The sequence below is a fragment of the Bartonella sp. AP11XZML genome, assembly GCF_042196445.1.
In the GTDB taxonomy this organism is placed as follows: domain Bacteria; phylum Pseudomonadota; class Alphaproteobacteria; order Rhizobiales; family Rhizobiaceae; genus Bartonella.
In genome coordinates this window covers 1-24,072 of sequence record NZ_JBHIQF010000075.1, presented here as the reverse complement: position 1 = coordinate 24,072, position 24,072 = coordinate 1, and the positions used below count along the sequence as shown (strand labels likewise).

At 38.7% G+C, this 24,072-nt stretch carries 14 protein-coding genes and 3 pseudogenes; 8 read left to right on the top strand and 9 right to left on the bottom strand.

The window, feature by feature from the left end:
• Positions 1-572: 572 nt before the first annotated feature.
• Positions 573-5,528, bottom strand: coding sequence for a DEAD/DEAH box helicase (locus ACFIMG_RS07065; protein WP_375678355.1), 4,956 nt, complete (start codon positions 5,526-5,528; stop codon positions 573-575).
• Positions 5,529-6,258: 730 nt separating this feature from the next.
• Here ACFIMG_RS07065 and ACFIMG_RS07060 point away from each other — a divergent pair.
• Positions 6,259-6,445 (top strand): annotated as a pseudogene (locus ACFIMG_RS07060) (integrase); the annotation flags it as partial.
• Between the two features lie 1,177 nt (positions 6,446-7,622).
• On the opposite strand, the gene ACFIMG_RS07055 reads toward ACFIMG_RS07060, so the two are convergent.
• The 7 genes and pseudogenes from ACFIMG_RS07055 to ACFIMG_RS07025 form a co-directional block, all read right to left on the bottom strand.
• Complete coding sequence (locus tag ACFIMG_RS07055; protein WP_375678354.1) at positions 7,623-9,611, bottom strand: MacB family efflux pump subunit; 1,989 nt, start codon at positions 9,609-9,611, stop codon at positions 7,623-7,625.
• Positions 9,612-9,614: 3 nt separating this feature from the next.
• Positions 9,615-10,841, bottom strand: a complete 1,227-nt coding sequence (locus tag ACFIMG_RS07050; protein ID WP_375678353.1) for an efflux RND transporter periplasmic adaptor subunit — start codon at positions 10,839-10,841, stop codon at positions 9,615-9,617.
• Complete coding sequence (locus tag ACFIMG_RS07045; protein ID WP_375613163.1) at positions 10,838-12,319, bottom strand: efflux transporter outer membrane subunit; 1,482 nt, start codon at positions 12,317-12,319, stop codon at positions 10,838-10,840. Before ACFIMG_RS07045 ends, ACFIMG_RS07050 begins: the two co-directional genes overlap by 4 nt.
• Before the next feature lie 61 nt (positions 12,320-12,380).
• Positions 12,381-13,196 carry an exodeoxyribonuclease III gene (locus tag ACFIMG_RS07040; RefSeq protein WP_375628723.1) on the bottom strand — a complete coding sequence of 272 codons (816 nt, stop codon included), beginning with the start codon at positions 13,194-13,196 and terminating at the stop codon, positions 12,381-12,383.
• Positions 13,197-13,229: 33 nt separating this feature from the next.
• A complete protein-coding gene (locus ACFIMG_RS07035) occupies positions 13,230-13,838 on the bottom strand; it encodes an outer membrane lipoprotein carrier protein LolA (protein ID WP_375617820.1) in 609 nt (202 codons plus the stop codon).
• A 122-nt stretch (positions 13,839-13,960) separates the two neighbouring features.
• Positions 13,961-14,224, bottom strand: a pseudogene (locus tag ACFIMG_RS07030) (DNA translocase FtsK); the annotation flags it as partial.
• Between the two features lie 718 nt (positions 14,225-14,942).
• Positions 14,943-17,384 (bottom strand): DNA translocase FtsK 4TM domain-containing protein, encoded by a 2,442-nt coding sequence (locus tag ACFIMG_RS07025; RefSeq protein WP_375678351.1) that lies wholly within the window; start codon positions 17,382-17,384, stop codon positions 14,943-14,945.
• Between the two features lie 743 nt (positions 17,385-18,127).
• Here ACFIMG_RS07025 and ACFIMG_RS07020 point away from each other — a divergent pair.
• A complete protein-coding gene (locus ACFIMG_RS07020) occupies positions 18,128-19,405 on the top strand; it encodes a ubiquinone biosynthesis hydroxylase (RefSeq protein WP_375678350.1) in 1,278 nt (425 codons plus the stop codon).
• Positions 19,406-20,987: 1,582 nt separating this feature from the next.
• Here the strand turns inward: ACFIMG_RS07020 and ACFIMG_RS07015 are convergent.
• Positions 20,988-21,275, bottom strand: coding sequence for an H-NS family nucleoid-associated regulatory protein (locus ACFIMG_RS07015; RefSeq protein ID WP_015857007.1), 288 nt, complete (start codon positions 21,273-21,275; stop codon positions 20,988-20,990).
• 128 nt (positions 21,276-21,403) lie between these two features.
• On the opposite strand from ACFIMG_RS07015, the gene ACFIMG_RS07010 reads away from it, so the two are divergent.
• The 6 genes and pseudogenes from ACFIMG_RS07010 to ACFIMG_RS06985 all read left to right on the top strand — a co-directional run.
• Positions 21,404-22,018 (top strand): hypothetical protein, encoded by a 615-nt coding sequence (locus ACFIMG_RS07010; protein WP_375678349.1) that lies wholly within the window; start codon positions 21,404-21,406, stop codon positions 22,016-22,018.
• Positions 22,018-22,647, top strand: coding sequence for a TrwN protein (locus ACFIMG_RS07005; RefSeq protein WP_375678348.1), 630 nt, complete (start codon positions 22,018-22,020; stop codon positions 22,645-22,647). The genes ACFIMG_RS07010 and ACFIMG_RS07005 overlap by 1 nt, the downstream gene beginning before the upstream one ends.
• 117 nt (positions 22,648-22,764) lie before the next feature.
• Entirely contained in the window at positions 22,765-23,064 is a 300-nt protein-coding gene (gene korA / locus ACFIMG_RS07000; protein ID WP_375613158.1) for a KorA family transcriptional regulator, read from the top strand.
• Positions 23,027-23,350: a VirB2 family type IV secretion system major pilin TrwL gene (gene trwL / locus ACFIMG_RS06995; RefSeq protein WP_375678347.1), complete on the top strand. Its 324-nt coding sequence runs from the start codon at positions 23,027-23,029 to the stop codon at positions 23,348-23,350. Before korA ends, trwL begins: the two co-directional genes overlap by 38 nt.
• 82 nt (positions 23,351-23,432) lie before the next feature.
• Positions 23,433-23,785, top strand: a pseudogene (locus ACFIMG_RS06990) (TrbC/VirB2 family protein).
• A gap of 78 nt (positions 23,786-23,863) precedes the next feature.
• The coding region (locus ACFIMG_RS06985; protein WP_375678339.1) for a TrbC/VirB2 family protein at positions 23,864-24,072 on the top strand (209 nt) is incomplete at its 3' end.

The following is a 24,072-nucleotide window of genomic DNA, read 5'->3' as shown; positions in this document are numbered from 1 at the left end:
ATAACTCAGCTTCTTGTCTAACGCGTTCCACCTGCTCACTTCAATATCAGAACACCTCAAAGGACAGATTTCATGAGAATTGTCATGTCCTCTCAACATCTCAAAGGACGATGATTCCTATCAGCAACGATTTGTAAACAGTTCACTTTCTCTGGACAGGCTCCACTCAGCTTCGCCATTTATATGGTTTACTCACATAAAGCTCGACAAGAAAACCCTGCCTGAGAATATTCATCACTGCCGCTAAAGCTCATGCGTCATAATTTTAGCGACCTCACTGCCTAAGGTGCTTTATCACATACAATATATTGATTTATAATGGAACTTTATTACGCTTTAACTTGAATGAGAGCTCTCAATATCATCAGATTCTCTCATTTCAAATCTGCTCTCTATTGAATCAATCAAAACCATTTTCTTGCACATCACAAAGGAAGAGAGCCTGCGCAGCGTAAAACTGTACAAGAAAGACATGCCTCTTATGGACTTGTCTCAAGTGCCAAGGGCTGTCGCAATACCCACGAGCTGGCAAGGTGTATGATAGTGCCAGTTTGTTACGACTCAACACTTTTTTACCACACAATGGATAATTTAACCTTTTCAGTTTCTCTCACTTCCAATTTTGGCAGGTTGCGCACAATTTTCATTGTTTCCAAGCTTACAGTAATAACCCGCTGAAACAATTCCAATGGATAAGCTGGATTACCCACCGTTTCAACAGCATAGCGATTGGCATCATTAACAAGTCCGCTCGCTTTATCCGTTTTGACAACCTGCCGCTCCATAACCCATTCAAGAGCACTCCTGCCACTCACCACATACTCATAAGCTTCAAGAGGAATATTCTGCATCGTGATATGCGCATTATAAATCACTGTGCTCTTATTAATAGCACCGCGCTTACCAGCAAATTTCATCGCTTCAACACGGTAGAAACTCTTCTCATCAGAAATCACCCAAGTTCTTGGATCACCCTGTTTATAGGTAACGGGATAGGGTTCAACCTCTTCATAATTCATATGCAAATCACCAAGCTTGCGCCCTGCTGTAACAAAAGCCCAAAAATCCTCTACCTTTTTAACTGTTGGAATACGCGGCAATTGTTTAGATAAATTATGCGCATAGCGAGCACGATAATCTTCAGAATGCAAAATCCCGTAAACATAATAAAACAAATCATCCTTTGTTATCATTTCACCAGGATAAGCTGCCTTAAAATAAGCCAACCCTTCATCCGTAAGAGCATCACGCCGCTCTAAACCAGTTTCTTTGCTTTCCTCTGCAAAATTTGCAAACAAATGAACCTGATCCCCCTCCTTATTTTTCAAGGACACAGCATCTTCATAAACATACCGTGGAAAACATTGACCAGTATCCATTGCATGAAGATTAGATAAATTCTTAGTCATCAGAACAGAAAAGCCACTGCTTGCTCCAATTCCCGTAACTTGTATCACCTTATTTTCAGCCGCTTGTTCCAGAGGAAAAATATGTGGCATTTGTAAAACTCTATGGTTAAAAACACGATTGTAATAGAGCCACTGTTGTGTAAAAGGACGATAAAGGCTCTGGGTAATATACGTATCTTTAAATTTAAAAGCTTTCCCCCTTATTAATTCTTCTTTAAGGCTACTACTCCAACTAATCTTTCTAGAATCTGTATTGACAAAATCGTTCACAGCATTTGCACGTGCTTTGCGATCAGAATGTAGATACGCAGCATTAAAACGCTCTACTTCACTGTTATAAAAAGCAATCATATTGCTCATATTCTTTGCTAAAGCTTCACGACTTGAGTTATATGTCCAAGCATCACGACTAGTTTGTATACCGCCAGAAAAATTTTCAAAGAGCCTTTTATCACTGCCTTTCTTGTCACCTAAGGCTAGAAATTTTTCAAAATCATTATTGCGCTGATTCAGCCAATCGCCATGCTCATCAGGTGTAATCATCTGCCAGCTGTGTTCACGTGTGATACCACCAATACTCCCCAACCTCTGAAGTTCACGGAGCTTTTCTTTTGCTGTGAGATAATCTCCAATATCACGAAAATATATTTTCCCATGCTGTTGTGCATCCGGATTTTTAACCAAAATGGAAATCGCAATAGGTGCGCGAGACCCAGAACCAAAAATCTTTCCCCCCTCCTTTCGAGAGAGTTCTCCAGAAGTTCGTTGATTCCCCCGCAAATGGAAAATATAAAGGCTGCTAAATTCCTCGATTAAACATTTTCGTAAACCATCCGTAGAGTAACTACTGATAAAACCTGCATTTGTCACAAAACCAATAACACCACAGTCTTTTATACGGTCACTTGCCCAACGAATGGCACGAATATAACTGTCATAAAGTCCATTAACATTGCTTGCTTTAGATTGAGCGGCATAGGTTTCACGAATGCGACGATCCAATTTAGGATAGCCAATATTCTGCGCATTGTCGTTTTCACTTTTTTGTCCAGAAGAATAAGGGGGGTTGCCAACAATAACACGAATATCCAGTTCCTTCTGGTGCGCCCGACGTGTACTGTTATCCACCAGCAAATCACTGATCAGGTCTTTTTCTTGCTCATAAAGCTGGAATGTATCGGTCAAACAAATTCCCTCAAACGGAACATAACCTCCCCCCATCAGACCATGATAGGTTGTCTCAATATTAATAGCTGCAATATAATAGGCTAAAAGCATGATCTCATTGGCATGGATTTCATGACAAAATTTGTGTTTCATCTCCTCTGGTTTTATCAAACCCGATTGTAAAAGCCGCGTGATAAAAGTCCCCGTTCCAGTAAAGGGATCAATAATGTGAATACCCGATGAGCCAAGCGTTTGCCCAAATTCATTTTGCAAGACATCATTGACAGAGTTCAGAATAAAATCCACCACCTCAACGGGCGTATAAACAATCCCTAATTTTTCTACAGTGCGTGGAAAAGCATAACGGAAAAATTTATCGTAAAGATCTACAATTAATCTCTGCTTGGCTTTTGGATCCGTAATGCCACTGGCGCGTAATTTTACACTTGCGTAAAATTTTTCCAGATCTTTGGATTCCTTATCAAGATTTGCCTCATCAAGCACATCAAGCATACGTTGCATAGCACACGAGACAGGGTTCTCACGTGTGAACTGATAGCCTTCAAACAACACCTGAAAGACAGGACGCGTGATAATATGCTGTGCCAACATCTCAATCGCATCAGCTTCTGTAACAGCATCATTTAAATCATCACGCAGTTCTGCCACAAACCTGTCAAAGGCTTGACGCGCCTCAGTATTTGGCTCTGCCAGAATGCCTGTTAAGCGCGTGATATGATTCTTAGCAATTTCAGCAATATTGCTCGCCCAATCCTCCCAATAATCACGTGTCCCACATTTCTTAACGATCTTTGCCAAAATCGCACGAGAAAGTTCATCTACGCAGAAAGAAAGCTCCTCGTTTACCTGCTCTGTAAGAAAGCAATCATGCTCCAGACTTCCAATTCCCGCTCGTGCAGGCTGTGAGCGAACCGGAAGATTGTCTACAACAGCCGTAACAGCCTCTAACTCAGTGCTCTGCGTGACACCAATAATCTCAATCACATTGCTGATATCTTGCCCGAGGGATGCCTTATTAATCGTCGCATCAAAACGATCATCATGCGCACGCAAAGCATTTAAAATTTGCCAGATAACCCGATATTTATCATTGTTGTTCAAAGCCTGTTCCGCTGGAGTATCAGGAGGAATACCAATTGGCAAAATGACATATCCCATCTTTTTACCCTCAGAGCGACGCATCACCCGCCCAACCGCTTGCACAACATCAATCTGGCTCTTGCGTGGATTTAAAAACATGATCGCATCAAGAGCCGGAACATCCACCCCCTCAGACAAACACCTTGCATTGGTTAAAATACGACAAATATCATCCCCACTATCAGCTTTCAGCCAATCAAGTAATGCACCACGATCCTTTGCATTGAAAGTGCCATCAACATGCTCAATTTCACACTTCAGAAAATGCTCATTTTCTGTATCCTCTTTCGTATAATCAAGATATTCTCTAACAACCGTAGAAAACTCATCACGCACAAGTTCAGAACTTTTAATAGTTTTACAAAATGCTAAAGCACGATGCATAGGATATGAATCCGTACCAACATCAGCCTTCATATTTTGTTTTGTCAAAGCCTTATAACAGCCAATAATCTTTGTTGCATCATCAAGAATAAGCTCAGAATCGCTATCACTAAGGCGCTTCTGAACAGCGGAACTGACCAATTTTTCGTCCATTGCTAAGACAATAACCTTATAATCTGTTAAAAGATCATTTTGTACTGCCCATGAAAAACCCCGATAAAAAAGTGTTTTACCAAAAAGCTTTTCATCATCCATAGAAGCAAGAACAGCATTAACTTCATTCGCGCGACTTTTTGCGTTATCACCAAAAATGCGTGGTGTCGCTGTCATATAAAGGCGTTTCTTGGCGCAAATAACATCATTAGAATGCACCTTAACAAAATTGGATTCACCCTCGCCCACCAGCGTTGCCCCTGTTGTACGGTGCGCTTCATCACAAATGATAAGATCAAATGTTGGCAAACCATAGTTTTTCTGAGCATCAGCAATCACCTGAATAGATTGATAGGTTGCAAACACCACGGTCATCTTATCTGCAACACTCTTCGCCACCTGTTCTGCAAGTTTAGCAGCATCGGTTGTCGCCGGAAAAGCAAGATCAAACACATCAATTTCAGCAACATCATCACTATTTTTACGACGCTTTCCCACTTGTGTATCGGAACATACAGCAAAAGATCTCAATCCGATTCCTGCATCCGTTGTCCATTCACGGACCGTCTGTGACATCAGTGCCAAGGAAGGAACAAGAAACAAAACAAACTTGCCTTCACCCGCCAAATCCTCAGCAATTTTAAGACTGGTAAATGTCTTACCAGTCCCACAAGCCATAATAAGCTTCCCCCGATCTGCTTGAGCAAGCCCAGCACGCACATCAAGCAATGCTTCCAATTGATGTGGACGCAACTTCTTTTTATCCTCCAAAACAACTTTGCCCTGGGCTGCAAAAATTTCCCAACAGACCGGACTTTGTTGCATATCGGAAAGATTAATTCGTATAACAGGAATATCCTGCCCCCGTATCATTGTTTCAGCGTTATCACTCCAAGCACTTTCAGTACTATCTATAATAACACGCCGCTTGAATGGAGCTTTCCCTGATGCCGAAATAAAACTATCAATATCTGCTTTTTTAATTCGATAGGCTGCATCATAAAATTTACATTGGATTGCTGCAAACCCCTCTTCATCACGAAGCTTTGCCACAAGATCAATACCGGTATCCCGACCATCCCAACCATTTTCATGAGCCCAATCTTTAAAGGTTTGAACCTTTTCATAACACCCAGACTGAAGAGGATCATATATTAGATAAGCAAGAGCAAAACGCTCAAAATATGTACCTTTATCTCGTTCGGTACGCGCTTCATCACGATATGTCTGTAAAAGCGATTGCAGCGTCGTCATGCTTCCCCCCAATGAAAAATACCTTCAATTATCGAATCTAAACCAATTCGTCAATGCCTCTTGTTCTACCCAAAAAACTTAAAAAAGCTTAAAATTGCTTGATTTTAAGACATTTCTTCTATGCTTAATTAAATCAACAATAGAGAATCTTTTGATCCTTTTGAGTATCCCCCAAATCATATGATGCATTTATTGATGTCTATATCCCTATGGAAATAAACGGTAAGGCGTGATGATTTTGAAAATATTTTTTGCCTTTTGTTAAGAATACAAAATAAAGTGCGCAATAATTTTAGGATTTAGCTTAAGAATGAGAGGAGGAAATGGATACGACACCTGCGAACACACAAGACACCAAGGAAGAAACTCCACACACAAAACAGCGCATTTTACGAACGATCATGCATATAATTTCACTATAAATACGCAAAATATTAATCGTGATATTCAAAATATTGATTTTTGAAATATTTCTTTATCTTTTGTTCTTTCGTAGACTAATTATTCGCTTCTTATACTTTATAGCGGGTGGTTTTAGAATTCTTTTTTATATGTACAATATTTTGATTTATAATGATAATATAGCGTCATTCATATTAAATTAGAACTCTGAATAACGTAAGATTTTCTCATTTCAAATCTGTTTATCTTGAATCAATCAAAACCACCCGCTTGCACATCACAAGCGGGATGAGTGTGTGGAGAAAAACTGTACAAGAAATGACTAAAAATGGCTCTTATGAACCGCCGCCTTAATGCAAGGTCTATCGCAACACCCAAGAGCTGGCAAATATAATGATGGTGCCGGCTTATTACTTCATAAGCGTAAAGATGGAGGTGCTCAATAGATTTACCATGAACAGCGTCGCAAAATAGGCTTAGATACCTTGAGAAATGTTTCTTTAAAACAAGAGTGTTAATGTGCAACACAATGGCGCTCTGTATCGAACTTGTAGCAGGAGGAAGAATACCATACCAACTAGACATACCATTGCTCATCACTAGCGCCATTATGTTCTTTAGCAGCATAACTGCAGCTTGGTATTACGATGCTCTTACTTCATCTCACATCTGCTGAATATGAGCTTATTCTTTTTCAATAAATGAAAGCCCCTTTCATTCATACATCATTCAAAATAAGAAGCTATCCGCCTCTCAAACTTTTTGTTGTCCTCACCAAACTCATGAAATCAAACCCGCATCTCACGGTATTAGTTCTTAAGATCACGCCCCCTACCGAGTATCTGACGGCATCCTTACCCTAGAAACTCAAATGGCTTGTTTATCCTTCAGCTCCAAAATCATGAGATAAGGCAGAAAAAAGCGATGCCTTAAACAAAATATTCTAAAGAAAGCTAAGTTACTCGCATAAAGGAACAGAAAATGGCTGTGTCTTAGGTCACATTTTAAAACTTGAGCACGATCATAATTTATTTGCATAAACCTAAACACCTATAATTTGCACCACCTTCTGCAAAACTAAAAGTGAGAAATCCTCATAACCTCTTTTCCGAAAATCTTAAAAAGACTAAACGAAACCTCTTAAACTGCTCAACTATCTCGATACCAGTTCATTTTTTTGGAAGAACGGAGGTTTAAGCTGTTTTTGGCATCAACCTTCTTTTTTGTTCTTTTGTTTGTTAGCAGATATACTATTCACTTCCCCCGCCTCTTTTTAGGTTAAATCTTAAGAATCGTCGCGCAGTATATTTTATTTGTCCTCCTCTTCACATCTCAGAAGACGAGAATTTTTAACAAAATTCAGTCTGCAAGCAATCTCATTCTAACGGGTTCTATTTAATTTCTCCTTAATAGGATTTACTTCCATAAGACTCGACAAGAAAGATTTAAAATATTCATCATGCATTCTCAAAACATTTAATGCCTCAAGAAGGCTTATATGCCTACCATATCTCACATGATGGGGTGCCCTATAAAACATTCACCTCTAGTGGTACGCTCCACTTAATGAACAAAGCGTTTTCTAAAATAGAGCAGCAAATAATGCTAAACTTTTTCCATTCATGTTTCGCTTCATAAATGCTTCATCCAAGTGGAAAGCATCACGAACAAACATGCCCCAATTGATAAAGCTTAATCGCGTGAAAGAGCGACAACAGGGTCAAGCCGTGAAGCTTGCCGCGCTGGAGAAAAGCCAAAACATATTCCTATGAGGGTTGAAAAAGTAAGAGACATAATGATCGATTCAATAGTATAAACCAAATGAATAGGTGCCTTAAACAGAAGAAACAAGCCACCGATAGAAAGTCCAAGCAAGATCCCCAAACCACCACCAATCACACAAACCAAAATCGCTTCAATGAGAAATTGCTGTAAAATATCACTTTGCCGTGCACCAACTGCCATACGCACGCCGATTTCATTGATCCGCTCAGAAACAGTGACCAACATAATATTCATCACCCCAATACCCCCCACAACCAGGGAAATAGCTGCAATTGAAGAAATTAAAAGTGTTAAAATATTTGTACTCTCCATAACACGTTCACGGAAAAATTCAGAATTTCTAATGAAAAAATCCTCCCCGCCATGCCGCATAATGAGAAAACGTTTTATCATGGTCTCCGCTAAATATGAATCAACATCATCAGCAATCCTAACGGTAATCGCACGAACTTCTGTTGTACCAAGAAAACGCGTCTGCACTGTTGTATAGGGTAAATAAAGCTGTAAAGTATTTGATGTATCTCCACTTGCATTATTTTGCGAATCAACAACACCAATAATACGCGCAGGAACATTACCCACATTCACCACCTTTCCAAGGGGGCTTTCATGGCTATGGGGGAAAAGAACAGACAATGCTTCTTTCTCGATCACGAGATCAACCGCCCGATCATGAACACTTTTTTGATCAAAAAACTGTCCTTTGAAAACTTTGAGCCCCTGTGTCTGAAAAAATTGTTCTCCCACCCCCGCAATAATGGCATTGACTTCAACTGCACCAAAACGCACTTTCGAGCTTGCTGAAATCTGTGGTGTTACACCAGAAACATAAGGTAATCCAGACAAGGCTTCTGCATCAGCTTCAACCAAACTGGTTATTTTTTCTGCTTGTGGATCAGAAAAACTTTTACCAGGAAAAATGGTTAATGTATTAGTACCCAAACTTTTAAAATTTTCCAGAATTTTCTCTCGTGTACCATTCCCTAAAGCCACCATAGCAATAATCGCCCCAATACCGATAATCACCCCAAGCATTGTTAGAAAAGTCCGCATGCGATGTGCATTCATTGCCAACAGAGCCATCACAAACGCCTCACGGAATCGCTCAACAAAAGAACGAAAAAAGCCCAGTTTTTGTTGGCCTTTTAGATTTTGTTGTTCCTGAAGAGATTTTCCACCAACTTTTGTTTTTGCAACCTTTGACCGCTTATCAGCAATAATTTCCCCATCACTGATTTCGATAATACGCTCTGCTCTTTCAGCCACCTGCATATCATGGGTTACAATGATAATGGTACGCCCCTCTTGATGAAGTTCATCCAAAATATGCAATACTTCTTGCCCACTCTTTTTATCCAATGCACCAGTTGGCTCATCCGCAAGAATGACCTCCGCATTATTCATGAGCGCCCGAGCAATAGAAACACGTTGTTGCTGACCACCAGAAAGCTGATTTGGACGATGATTTATCCGATCCCCCATGCCCAAACGCGTTAAAAGATCCTGTGCCCGCTGTTTCCTTGCTTCCACGGCACATCCCGCATAAATAGCCGGAATTTCAACATTACCAAGAGCTGTCAATTCATTCAACAAATGGTAACGCTGAAAAATAAAACCAAAATGATTACGTCGCAAAGCCGACAATTCATCCGCAGAAAGGGAAGCTGTTTCTTTACCAGAGATCCAATAACGACCAGAAGTTGGACGATCAAGACAGCCTAAAATATTCATCAAGGTCGATTTACCTGAACCGGAAGCACCTACAATTGCCACCATTTCACCACGTTTAATGGTAAGATTGATGTTTTTCAAAACGGTAACAAACGCTTCGCCCGCAGGAAATTTGCGCACAATATTTTCCAAGACGAAGACAGCATCTGCTTGATTTGTGCTCATGCTTTAACTCTCGTCTTCGCTATGCATGTGAGAAGACTCTGGCATCACTCCATCAGACGAACTGGTGACGACGACATCACCCTCGTTAAGTCCTGAAATAATCTCTGCCATAACCTTATTATTCAACCCAACGCTCACCTGTTTAGTAACCACCTTATTTTCCCCCACCAAAACAGAAACCCATGCTTTACGCTCTCTTGTCTCATCGCGTAAAGCATCACTTGGAACCAACAAGACATTCTGCGCGCGCCCTAAGATAATATGAACTTGAGCAGTCATATAGGTTCGCAAAAAATTGTCCGCATTATCAACATGTAGAATTCCATTGTAATAGATAGCCGATGATATTAAAGCACTAGAACCACTCACCATACCAGGATTAATACTCACATCAGCACGAATTGCTTCAGGAGCCGGCTCTACTTTTTCTAAAACGCCTTCATAACGACGCTGTGAATTACCTAGAACTGTAAAATAAAGTGGTTGTCCAGCTCGGACTTTAAGAACATCTGCTTCTGAGATTTGCGCCTTGATCGTCATCTTTGATAAATCACCCAAAATAACAATCGTTGGCGCCGACTGAACCGCATTCACATTCTGCCCTTCTTCCACAACTGTTGCCAAAACCGTTCCCGCTGAAGGGGCAGTGATGCGTGTATAACCTAAATTAACCTCTGCACTCTCCACATCAATTTGTGCTTGCACAATCTGCTGACGAAGTTGTTCAATTTGCGCCTCGCGTATTTTCACCTGTGTCGTAGCCTCATCGAGGTTCGCACGTGAAACCGCACGTGTTTCAATCATTTTTTTCTGACGCTCTAAATTTTTCTGTGCAAGAGAAAGATAGGCTTCTTGTTCTACCAAACTCGCATAATAATGCGATAATGCTGCTTTTTTTCTTTTTAAATCATTTTCCTGATCTGTAGGATCAATTTCTGCCAAGAGATCGCCTTCTTTCACAACACTCCCAGGGGAAACATGCATTGACACCACACGCCCTGTTGCTCGCGCACCAACAGCCACCAACCGGTAAGGACGTACAAGACCAGAAGCTAAAACACTTTCCTCAATATCCCCACGTTTCACCACCGCTGTTATATAAGTTGGAGTAGATGTTCCAAAAAAAACAGAACGTAACCATAACAACAAGAGAATGAGAAATATAGCAGTTAAAAAGAAGGAAAGTTTTTTGTGTTTTGTAATGAAATTTTTGAGTAAGTTTTTTTTCATTTCCCTACCTTTGCACGCGAACGAGGTGCATTATCAACGACTTCTGGACGCGATACATCAACAACGCCATCCCAGCCCCCCCCCAATGCTTTCATCAACGTGATATATTGCGTAACCAAAGAAACACGGCTATCTTTAAGCGCCATTTGTGCAGAATAATAAGAGCGATCAGCATTTAACAATTCAAGAAAACTAGTATTTCCATTCTCAAAAAGGTTCCGTGAAAGTTTTAAGGAATGAAGAGAAGCTTTATTCGCAACGATTAGCTTTTCTAAGCGTTGATGTTCCTTCGTTAATCTTACAAGCGCATTTTCTACATCTTCTAAAGCTTCCAACACAGCAGCCCGATAAGTAATAAAAGCTTGATCACGCTGCGCGCGCGCTACCGCAATAGAAGCCTCGACCTGACCTCCATTAAAAAGAGGAAAACGAAGACCAGGTCCAAAAGACCAGCCAATCGTTGAATTTTTCCATAATTGATCAATTGCCGTTGCTGCTGTCGAAATATTACCTGTTAAAGTAAGTGATGGATAACGATCTGCTTCACGTTGACCAATCCGTGCTGTCGCTTGCGCATATTGACGCTCTGCCCGTCGTAAATCCGGACGTGTTAACAAAATATCGGCTGGAATTCCTGCTGGTATCGGCCAGCGTGGTTGTGGAATCTTTGCATGCTTAGCATTTTTTTGTAAAAGATCCTTCAATGCCGTAGGCACACGACCAGTTAAGACAGAAAGGCGATGAACGCTCATTGCTAAATTCGCTTCCATCTGTGATATATCTGCTTCTGTATTTGCCATTTGTGCTTGCGCATTTGAAACATCAAGCTCAGAAACATCACCAGCTGTTAATCTAGCACGCATCAGTTCATAAGTTTTACGTTGTGATACAGCAATTTGCCGCACAATAAACAACTTTTGTTGCCAACCACGCATTTGCACATAATTTGTTGCCACATCTCCTAGTAATGTCACCATGGTAGCGCGCATATCTTCCACAGCCGCATCAAGGCCATAACGCGCTGCTTCAACCGCACGTTTATGCCCACCAAAAAAATCCAGCTCCCAGCTTGCATCAAAACCACTACTATACTGGTTGAACAATGCATCAGACTGTCCAGAACGACTACGGGTTCCTGAAATTGAATTGGACACATTTGGCAAAAGAGTTCCCACAACCTGTCCTAAACCCGCACGCGCCTCACGTACCCGAGCTTTGGCAACAGCAACATTATTATTTCCAGAAATCGCGTAATCCATTAACGCATCTAGAACAGGATCATTCAAATGCCGCCACCATCCGGCAAGCGCAACGGGCTGCCCTGCAGTCTGTGCAGATTTTTCTCCCCAAACTGCTGGAACACGAAAAGATGTTTTCTGGTAATTAGGACCAACCATACATCCTGACAAAAGCAAACACAACAAGACACTAAAAAATAATCCACGAGAAGCGCCCCATTTGAGATTTCTGATATACATCCAGTCTCCCGCATTCTTTCAGAATCATTATTTAATATTAATACTTTATTTACCTCTTATTTCAAACTTGACGTGAAAAATCAAATACAGTTTGCACAGGAATATGATCTGAAGGGCGTTCCCATCCGCGCGCATCACGAAAAATCGAAAGATCTACAACAAAAGGAGCTAAATCTTGAGAAGACCAAATATGATCAAGCCGCCGCCCATAATCGGTAAATGCCCAATCGCGAGCACGATAACTCCACCATGTGTAAAGCTTGGTAGGAACAGGAATATGCAACCGCATCAGATCAACCCATCCACCTTGACAACACAAATCCTGCAAACGCTCGGTTTCAATGGGAGTATGGCTTACAACCTTCAACAATTGCTGATGAGACCAAACATCCTCTGCCAAAGGAGCAATATTTAAATCTCCCACCAAAAGAGAAGAAAGACCATCGCCTTGATCCGCACGAATGGAGGACATTTCTTCTAAAAAATCAAGCTTATGACGAAACTTTTCATTCACATCAGCATCAGGGATATCTCCCCCAGCAGGAACATAAAAATTATGAATCCGCAAGCTTCTCCCATGGGCTTCCACAATAACTGAGATATAACGGCAATCTTGGTTTTGACAAAAAAAACGCTTTTCTACCTTTTTAAAAGGCAAACGAGAAACAATAGCCACCCCGTTATAAGATTTTTGTCCACTCAATGCGATATGCTTATAACCCGCGGCTTCAAAAGCCTCCACTGGAAATAAAGCATCTGGACATTTTGTTTCCTGTAGACACAAAACATCTGCGGAAAAGAGATTCAAATACTGAAAAACCTGTGCAAGACGCAAACGAATAGAATTAATATTCCAAGTCGCAATACGAAAGAACATTTGTTTTAATCCCAATGACGTAACACTCTTTCTTCATTTCTTCGAAGGAAGTGTGAACATCCCATTAGCGAACCGGACGTCTGTCCGCACATTCATAATCTGCACAGTAGTTTCCAAATTTTGTTGGTCAACAATTGTCCACTGTCGCAAAGCAGAGCCTTTAGAATCAAAAACCATCCTTATTTGCCCTGCCCCAATCGTTTTATCACGCAGAACAATCGTTACAGCCCCTGGATCTTCGCGAAATGCGAACAAGCGCCCAGAAGATACATCAATTTTATCATCCAACAAAAATTTCATTGGCGTTTGCGAAAGTTGTGAAAAGTTCCAAGTATTCAAAGCCCGATTGTTAATACCTACAAATTGGCCATCTGAAATAATCTGTAAAGGCATTTTTTTGTAAATGAAACGAATTTTCCCTGGGCGCTCTAAATAAAATGTCCCCTGAGACATTTTTCCCTTTGGACTAAACTGAATAAAATCACCTGTCATTGTTTTGATTGCCGCAAAGTGATTCACAACATTTTGCGCCTTTATCACTTTATTAGATGCTTGCGAAAAAACAGGAACAGTTAAACACCAAAAGATAATAATTCCCACCAACCCAAAGACTCTTCTTTGCGGTAAAAAAGACGTTTTCATAAAAAATGCTCCCAAGCAATACTTAATTGACTTTATAATTCATAACTTAAGTGATCAACGACGAATAAATACCCTTCTTTATAAGATATAAGATATTGTTTGAAAAAAATATCAAAAGATTTTTAAAAGTATTCTTCTTCGACAGTCTCCAAAATTTTTCGCTTACCCATATCATTAGCTGGACTAATGATGCCTTCTTCTTCTATCCTTTCGATCAATGTGGCGGCACAGTTATAACCAATGCCTAAACGACATTGAATATAAGAAGTTGAAGCCTTACGATCACGAAGCATAATAGCAACAGCTTGACAATAGGAATCATCTGCTAAAGAAAAAGCTAAAGAAACATCCTTTTTTATTTCTTGCGGTATCGTTTCCAAATAATCAGTCTGCGTTTAAGTTTCCGAAATCATCAAATTTTCCTGCTTTTCTGCTGATTTTCTAAACGCATAATATATTCTTTCCCACCCCTAATCTATGAAGCAACATAAATTATAGTCAATACATAATGGATTAAGGACTAAACATATTACTCGCGAACCTAAAAGCTCTTTTAAGTGGCAAAAATGCTTTTTTGACTTCCTTCTCACCCAAAAGAATAAAAATTTTCACCAGAACCGTTCTGTAAACAATTTGGAGTTTAGCAAATTTCACTTAGCTTACCACCCCATATAATTCATTTATATTAAGACTCGACAGATCAGCCTTGCCCTAAATATTTAGAGCGCACTTAAAAAGACACTTAAATATCAAGTCTTACATGCTTTTACACCCCTACACTCGCAATAACATTATTTTATACCAAGATATTGATTTATAATAATTTATCTTTTTAACTTAAATCATAACGCCAAATACAATAAGATTCTTTCATCATATACTCTCTCATATTGAATCAATTCAAATCATTTGCTTGCACGTTACAAGCAAGATTGGTGTATGGATAAAAGTTATATAAGATAAAGAATCCCCTTATAAGGAGTCTCAAGTACCAAGGAGCTATCGCAAATTGAGAGCTGGTATATGAAAATGCAGACTTTCTACGATACAATAGGATAAACACTTGTTTTACAAGGTATTATAAAAAACAACTATAAAGATTTTTCAAAAGCGCTCTTCTTCAGCAGGCACTAAAATTTCTCGTTTCCCTGCGTGATTTGCTGGACTAATAATACCTTCTTCTTCCATCCTCTCAATCAATGTCGCAGCGCGGTTATAACCAATGCCTAAACGGCGTTGAATATAAGAGGTCGAAGCCTTACGATCACGAAGCACAATAGCAACAGCTTGACTATAGGGATCATCTTCTGAAGGAGAAGACAAAGAAACATCAGCACCATCCTCTTCAACTTCTTGCGTAATTGTTTCTAAATAATCCGGTCGTGCTTGCGCTTTGAGATGCGCAACAACCTGCTCCACTTCATCATCCGCAACAAAAGGCCCATGCACACGCTGAATACGTCCTCCTCCCATCATAAAGAGCATATCTCCTTGTCCCAATAATTGCTCGGCCCCCTGTTCGCCTAAAATTGTTCGGCTATCAATTTTTGAACTCACAGAAAAAGAAATACGTGTAGGAAAATTGGCTTTGATCGTCCCAGTAATAACATCGACGGAAGGACGCTGTGTCGCCATAATTACATGGATACCGGCAGCACGTGCCATTTGTGCTAAACGTTGAACCGCTCCTTCAATATCTTTACCAGCAACCATCATCAAATCAGCCATTTCATCAATAATGACAACAATATAGGGCATAGGACTAAAATCAAGTGTTTCCGTTTCATAAAGAGGCTCACCAGTCTCACGATCAAATCCAACTTGAATTGTCCGCACCATTGTCTCTCCCTGACTTGCAGCTTCCCTAAGACGTGCATTAAACCCATCAATATTACGAACGCCTAGTTTTGACATTTTACTATAGCGTTCTTCCATTTCACGAACAGCCCACTTTAAAGCAATCACGGCTTTTTTAGGATCTGTCACCACGGGTGTTAATAAATGGGGAATGCCATCATAAACCGAAAGCTCAAGCATTTTCGGGTCCACCATAATGAGACGACATTGTTCAGGTGTCATACGATAAAGCAATGATAAAATCATTGTATTGATAGCAACAGACTTTCCCGATCCTGTTGTACCAGCAACCAAAAGATGGGGCATTTTTGCTAAATCTGCAACAACAGCTTCCCCCCCGATTGTCTTACCCAAAGCAAGTCCTAGCTTTGCTTTGCTGTCAATAAATTCTTGCGCCTGCAACATTTCTCGTAAATAAACCATCTCACGCTTTGCATTGGGCAATTCTATTCCAATAACATTACGTCCTGGAACCACCGCAACACGCGCCGAAATTGCACGCATCGAGCGTGCAATATCATCTGCCAAACCAATGATACGGGAAGACTTAATGCCTGCAGCCGGTTCAAATTCATACAAAGTTACCACCGGTCCAGGACAAGCATCTATAATTTTGCCTTTGACCCCAAAATCTAACAAAACCCCTTCAAGCTCCTGAGAATTTGCTCTTAAAACAGCAGGAGAAAGTTTTGCATCCTTAACAGACGGTGGTGGAACCGAAAGATAATCTACAAGAGGAAGAACAAAACCACCCTTTGAAGAAGCTGTTAAAGACTTTCGATTTTTAACAGGAGAAACATAGGCTTTATTTTGATTTTCCTCACACTTTACTTTTTCACCTAAAAAAGTTGGCTCAATCCGATCAAATGGCTTTCCTTGCCCTTTACTCTGAAAACGCTTTTTGAAACAGAATAAACGAAAAAAACGCGCTTGTAAAAAATAAAAAAGATGCAAAAGAGCGCCACAAGTTGTCGCAAAAAAACCATGATTTTCACGATCCTCCTCTGCGGCATATTCCGTATCTTCTTCCAACTCAAAGACTGGATTAACGATTTCGTCTTTTGGAATGCTTTTTTCTTTTCTTTTCTTTGTTCGATGCCGCCATATCACATTACCAGCAAAAGCAGCGGTGAAAAAACCTAAAAGAATAAAAACAACACTGAAAAACACCGTGTAAGGAGGAGAAAGAAAAAGAGGAAAGACTGAAGAAGCAACACTTAAAACTTTATCCCCTAAAACCCCTCCCAACCCCATTGGCAATGGCCAATAAGTAAAAGAAGCAACAGGTGACATAAGGGCAAAAGCAATTAAAAAACAAATCGTTGATAGCACCCATAAAAAAAAGCGCAAAGTCAAATTGTAGATATTCTTTTGCGCCAACAAGAGAAAAGACCAAAATAACGGTGGCAACAAAACAGAAAGACTTGCCAAGCCAAAAAACTGCATAATAAAATCTGAAAAAATTGCCCCCATCCACCCCATAAGGTTTGTAACCTCATTTGTACTTGCATGGGTTAAAGATGGGTCCGCAACATTCCACGTCGCCAAAGCAAACACACAAAAAATAATAAAGCCCAAAAGCCCGAGCCCAATAAATACTCCTATCTGACGTAAAAACATCTCAATAAGACGCGAACCTTGAGAGTTTCGCACTTCTAATGAATCATAAGGAGAAGAACTTCGGTGCATCTATCAATTCCAAATACAAAACTTTCATATTTTAAAGAGTTATAACTCCCTCTCTCTCTTAAAAAAGAATGAAGCTTAAACTCTGTGCCGATTTGTAAACAAATCGCCTGTAAACAATCCGACTTCTTATCTAGCGCGTTCTACCTTCTAACCACTTCATATCATTCATATACCCACCACCCTAAGAGACAATCGTTCATAAGGCGCACAAAAAGCTCTCCCTGAATATTTATCACACGATCAACCAAAAACACCTCATGTGTAAAGTGTTACATGGGTGCTATAGGCACCTTCCTAAACAAATAATATTTTTTACGCTACATCATGATAACGGCAAAATATGAATACTGTTTTAACCATCACGAATGACCACAATTTTTTATCTATTTTTATCTATCATACTAACGAAATGGCTCCCTTCAGGACAAGCATACTGAAGTAACTCACACAACTTAAAAAATACACGACCATCTTTGTTTATTTTTAGTTTTCTTTTTTATCAACCAAGTGTAAAAAGAATTGAAGAAGATATTTAAAAAAGCTTATCCGATAAATCTGTAAGATGAATCACATAAATGATTAAGCAGAAAAACTCTGAAAAACCAATCTGTCATCAGATTGGCGCTAAAAAGAAACCTCGTTTTTGTAAAGCAGAGAGAAAAGTAAAAGTTAAGATATTTTAGGCAATGTAAAAAGATATTCTTTTTAAAAGAAAGCAAACTATAAACAATGGAAGAAGTATTGTGTGTTCTAATCGCAATAAAAACGTACAACCCAATAAAAAAATTAAATCTCATAAAACTAAACAATGTGATCTGCTCATTGCAGGGGGGGCAGCTGTCGGTTTAACCCTAGCGATAGCACTCAAGCAAACAGCCCCTAATCTGAAAATAAAAATCGTTGATGCTGCGCCACAAGGAGATACCCCTGCTTCTAACATACGAACCATTGCCCTTGCTGCTGCTTCTATTCGTATGTTAAAACAATTACAATGTTGGGAATCTATAAAACCCTATGCGCAACCCATTCATTCAATGATCATCACAGATACAAGCACAAATGATCCTGTCAAACCCACTCTTTTAACCTTTGAAGGCGACATTAATCCCGGTGAGCCCTTTGCTGCTATGGTAGAGCATAGAGAACTCATCAACACTTTAAAAAAACGTGTCAAAGGTCTCAATATCCCTGTTATTACAAACACCCGTGTCATTGATTTTCATCAAGAAGATCAACATACAACCGTCACTTTAAATAATGAAGAGGTTTGGCAAACAAAATTGCTTATTGCAGCTGACGGAGCCCATTCGAAATTACGCCAAAAAGCAGATCTTAAAAACTTTTCTCATCCCTATAAACAAACAGCAATCATCTGCACAGTTGAACATGAAAAACCCCATAATGGTCAAGCAATTCAACATTTTTTACCTGCCGGTCCTTTTGCTCTTCTCCCTCTCAAAGGCAACCGATCCGCCATTGTGTGGAATGAAGATCATAAAACTGCGCAATATTATCTCAAAGCTGATGCACTTATTTTTGAAACAGAACTCGAAAGACGCATTGGCCATCGATTAGGCAAACTCTCTTGGGATGGCGAACGTCAAGCTTTTCCTTTGAGTCTTTCTTTAACACGTCAATGCGTTAAACCACGTTTTGCTCTCGTTGGCGATGCCGCCCATACCATCCACCCCATTGCAGGACAAGGACTCAATTTAGGATTACGCGATAGCGCTGCGCTGGCTGAAGTGATTATTGAAACAGCACGACTAGGTCTTGACATTGGCTCCCTCACGGCTTTAGAGCGCTATCAAAGCTGGAGACGTTTTGAAATTGTCCGTATGGCTTTAAGCAATGATTGGCTTAATAAACTCTTTTCTAATGATAGCCTTCTTTTACGGATGCTCCGCGATACCGGACTTGGAATCATTAATCAAGCACCAAAAATAAAAAAATACTTCATTCAAGAAGCTGCCGGACTCACTCCAAATGCCCCACGTCTTCTACACGGCTTCCCACTTTAAGAAAAAATTCATACTATTTCACTTTTTTTACAACCTTTCCCTTCCTCCTTCAAAGAACAAAAAATTCCTATCTCATCCAATCTGTTTACAAACCGGATTCCTGTCGAGTAATTTTTCTTGACTTCCTCCTCCCATATTTCACTTAACATAAAACTCGACAAGCAAGCTACATTATGAGAGTATTCACTACGCACTGAAAAAAACGTTTAATATCTCAAAGAGGTTGCTTTATATCACCACACCTTAAAAGAAGCCATTTCACGGCATAATAAAATAAACAAGACTTTTTAGCACACAACACTTTTATTTATAATAATAAGTTCATTGTTCTCATATTGAGTGAGAAATCTAAAGATCATAAAATACCCTTATTTCAAATCTCTCTCATGTTGAAGCAATCAAAATCATTCGCTTGCACATCACAAGTGAAAGTGTCGTATAAATAAAACAATTAAACAAAGCGACAAAAGCCTCCCTCTCTCAAGAACTAAGGACTTTAGCAATATTGGAGGCGAGTAAAGTATATAATGGCACCGGCTTATACTTTTTATTGAAGTAAAAATGGTGGTGTACAATGGATTTTATATGCTCATAGGGGCTTTTACGTTATACTATTCACGAGAAGCGCCATAAAATAAGCTTCGTTGCATTGAAAAACTTTTCTTTTAAAAAAGCGCGTAAATTGGAAACACAAATGCATTCCGTTTGGGGCATTCTGTTTCTCAGACAAACTCTTTAACTTATTGTGGAATACCACACAATTTTAGAAAAAATACTCCGATATATAACAAAGTGTTCCGCACTCTATACCATCACACACAATTGTAAAACCGCATATCATTCCCCTATTTCACACCATAAAAGAAGATAAACTGCAATAGAAATAATCCAATCCTTTTATTTTCAAATACGCTCTTTATTCATTATTCATAAACGCTCATAAATGAATTTTAATCACAAACGCTCAGAAATATGTCATAAATTCTATAAAACCCATAACAGCCATAGAAATTTTCCATTTTTCTACATACTCACTCATCTCAACTAAACGAACGATAAATAAAGTAAATGCCTCATATATAATCTCACAGAAAAAAGACCAAACAAAATCTATAACATCAGGCTTGTTCTACAGAACAGTATTTCAAAAATATAAGTATGCTAATTTATTAACATATTAATTGATAAAATTATCATTTTACATATTGAGTTAAAATCCCTATGCAATAAATTATTCTCATTTCGACCATTTTTGTAAATAATCAATAAAACTATTTATTTACATAGACTAAAAAGAGCAACGTTAATGAAACGATAAAAAGAAGTAAAATATCCCCCCTCTCTCACATGCCAAAAGCAATTACAATATTCCAATCTGGCATCATCATTATGCTTGCCAGATTATGACAACAAGACCTTTTGCATTTAAATAAATTGTTCACGCTCCCTATCATTGTATTTGGTAACTCAATACTTTAATATATTCGTTCAGTATGTTTATACAATTAAATTACCCAAAAGAGCATACTTCTTGCATTTACATTCCTTGGTATTCCCTTATCTTGTAAAGATCGCACACGTGTTACGTTACTTCGAGTTCATCAAGTGTATACCCATTCTCCAACCACTCTTTAATCCACTTAGGTCTACGTCCACGCCCATTCCATAATTCCCATTGGTTATTAGGATTTCTATAATGGCGCTCTTTGCTCACAAGATCAGCGATATCAATTCCATGGGCATTAGCAATTTCAAGAATTTTTCGTCGCGCATTTTGCTTTTCCTTTGCTTGCCGTTTTTTTAATTCCACATCGATTTGTGTACGCATCTCTTGTAGTTCATCAAAATTCATATTTTTGAGATCATTCACCTTAATTACTCCCCTTGCAAAAAAGAATCTTTTCTTGCCATATTTTAAACACAATTATAGACAATTTCTGTCTATTTATTATCGAAATTAAAATTACGATACATATATCACTTTGACGGAGATGTGCTTTGAGCCACAAAGAACTGTTTATTGGTATATCAACTACCACCACTGCATCTTTTTTCAGTTCAATTACTGGAACTACTAAATGCAGTGCTCAAACACCATCACACCTCTCTGACTCTCATGAATCAGTAGTCAAAAGTAAATATAAATCGTCACTCTATAAGTTATGGCAATACGCAACAAAGAACAAGCCCTCTCTATATAATGATAGTGTAGTTCATTATGACAAGAAAACCTCCCCTCATACACAACGGCTTTTTACTTCGTATAAATTTTTTTTAAAAAGATTTTTGCAACTAGAGAATTATATAAAACAAGCAGCTTCAATACAGTATCAAAGATTATTATTTTTTAAAAGCAGCGCCTTTCTTCGTGATTCCAATAATATTGGTTGGCGTAATGTGCTCTATTTTATTCCACACTTTTATCTTGTTGGTTGGATATTCGCATATATTAGAAATACTCTTAGAAGAGAACAAAGCAATAATCACAAGGAATATTCTAAACTAAACAATCTCATTCTGCAAATTTATAAAGTCAAAAGACAACGAGAAAAAGCACAACACAGAATTAGCATTTGTATTAATAAAATTCTTCATAATAAGGTGTATTGCTAATGATTGTTCCAGATTTCACATTTTTTGCTGCTGCATACATATCCAATACGCCCTCCATGACATTTTCAGTTGTTGCCGAACAAGAAGCGCGGGACAATGTCTATGTAACAGATGATAAAGATAACTTCTTCTATCAATCATCTCAGCTTAAGGAAACAATCGCAACAGCTGAACAGAGTGAACATAATTTTAACATAATTTTAGGGCAAATTGGTGTTGGAAATGTGAAATTGTTTTCTCTATTTGATGCATTTGATTTTTGCAGAAATCTTACAGCTGCACAAAGCGCTTTAACTTACTGCTATGAACAAACAACATCAAAGTGCGTCTTTGAAAAAGCGACTTTGCAGTTTGTGCTGGATTTTTACAATACAGAAAACTCAAGCCACACCCGTATGCAAAAAGTTACTTCATATATTGGAGTAAAAGCTGCTGTACGAGGAAATGAAGACTTGCAGGAGCCTGTAAAGCTTAAAAAAGAAGAACCAGAACAGACAACTAAAGTAGATTCTCTTTCTCTCTCTTCAAAAGGAGAAGAAGATGCATTTACACATAAAGAAAGTAGCGCCCACGATGCTTTCTCAGCTGAAGATTTTTCTTCATCGAGAAGATCACTGAGTGATGACTGATATTTTCACGAAAACCTAGAATTTTGATAGGATATTATAATGAAAGGTAGATAAGAAAATGTTAAAGCTCTAATTAGTAAGATTGAACAAAATCTCTTCTAATTGAGGGCAAAGATAATGAAAATGATAGAACAAAACAGCGTTGATATGGCATTTAGTCAAAAAGCAGCACGTGAGATTACAGTCGTGATGCTTTCAGAAAGAGAATGGTATTTCACATTTATTTCTGATGATCCAATTACCGGAAAGCCAAATAAATATACATTACTTACACAAAGAGGAAAACTAAGAACTTGGGCTGATCCAAAATATCTCTTTAAGTTTCTTCATGAAAGAGGGGTCATTTGTGGGAGTTTTAATCTTAATCAGGATAAAGAACATGAAACAATTAAATATTCTTCACACAACAGCTCGTAATAAAATTGCTGCGTTTTCTGCAGCTTTAACTGTGTTTTTTATGGGTAGTTCAGCTCATGCACAAGCCCAAGCAAAAACTTTAAAAAATGCGGAGACAGCTCTAAAGGGTTTACAAGGCGATATTGAAAAAATTATACCTATTGCTGCTGCTATTATACTATTATGCTTAGCAATTGGTTATGCAGGACGCTACATCGGAAAAGACACATTTGTACGGTGGGCAATCGGGGTCGTTATCGCAGGTTCAGCAGCCCAACTTGTTTCACTGCTATTTAAAACAACATAATAATGGCATTAATTATAAATTGTAAAATACAATATGTTTATTTATATAAAAATATTATTTAGAATTTTAATAAGAGTGAGATATGCAAAATTTAATTAATCTCAAATCGGAAAGTAACAACAAAATCATCGCATTTTCTGCTGCTATGACTGCGTTCTTTATGAATAATTCTGCTTATGCCCAACCATCCGTTCTAAAAAATGCATCGAACGCTCTAACAGATTTACAGAAAGACTTGAAAGCAATTATCCCTATTGCTGCTGCTGTTATACTTTTATGTTTAGCAATTGGCNTGCTGCTGCTGTTATACTTTTATGTTTAGCAATTGGCTATGCAGGACGCTACATCGGAAAAGACACATTTGTACGGTGGGCAATCGGTGTTGTCATCGCAGGTTCTGCAACCCAACTTGTTACACTGCTATTTACAAAATAGTAACAATAGCATTAGTTATAAATACAATATGTTTATTTATATAAAAAATATTATCTAGAATTTTAATAAGAGTGAGATATGCAAAGTTTAATTAATCTGAAACCGAAAAGTAACAACAAAATCATCGCATTTTCTGCTGCTGTGACTGCGTTCTTTATGAATAATTCTGCTTATGCCCAACCATCCGTTCTAAAAAATGCATCGAAAGCTCTAACAGATTTACAGACAGATTTAAAAGTGATTATCCCTATCGCTGCTGCCGTTATACTGTTGTGCTTAGCAATTGG

Excerpts from the sequence above, each read along its gene's own strand:
- ACFIMG_RS07065 (WP_375678355.1), bottom strand. The coding sequence starts at position 5,528 with ATGACGACGCTGCAATCGCTTTTACAGACATATCGTGATGAAGCGCGT.
- ACFIMG_RS07055 (WP_375678354.1), bottom strand. The coding sequence starts at position 9,611 with ATGAGCACAAATCAAGCAGATGCTGTCTTCGTCTTGGAAAATATTGTG.
- ACFIMG_RS07050 (WP_375678353.1), bottom strand. The coding sequence starts at position 10,841 with ATGAAAAAAAACTTACTCAAAAATTTCATTACAAAACACAAAAAACTT.
- ACFIMG_RS07045 (WP_375613163.1), bottom strand. The coding sequence starts at position 12,319 with ATGTATATCAGAAATCTCAAATGGGGCGCTTCTCGTGGATTATTTTTT.
- ACFIMG_RS07040 (WP_375628723.1), bottom strand. The coding sequence starts at position 13,196 with ATGTTCTTTCGTATTGCGACTTGGAATATTAATTCTATTCGTTTGCGT.
- ACFIMG_RS07035 (WP_375617820.1), bottom strand. The coding sequence starts at position 13,838 with ATGAAAACGTCTTTTTTACCGCAAAGAAGAGTCTTTGGGTTGGTGGGA.
- ACFIMG_RS07025 (WP_375678351.1), bottom strand. The coding sequence starts at position 17,384 with ATGCACCGAAGTTCTTCTCCTTATGATTCATTAGAAGTGCGAAACTCT.
- ACFIMG_RS07005 (WP_375678348.1), top strand. The coding sequence starts at position 22,018 with ATGATTGTTCCAGATTTCACATTTTTTGCTGCTGCATACATATCCAAT.
- korA (WP_375613158.1), top strand. The coding sequence starts at position 22,765 with ATGAAAATGATAGAACAAAACAGCGTTGATATGGCATTTAGTCAAAAA.
- trwL (WP_375678347.1), top strand. The coding sequence starts at position 23,027 with ATGAAACAATTAAATATTCTTCACACAACAGCTCGTAATAAAATTGCT.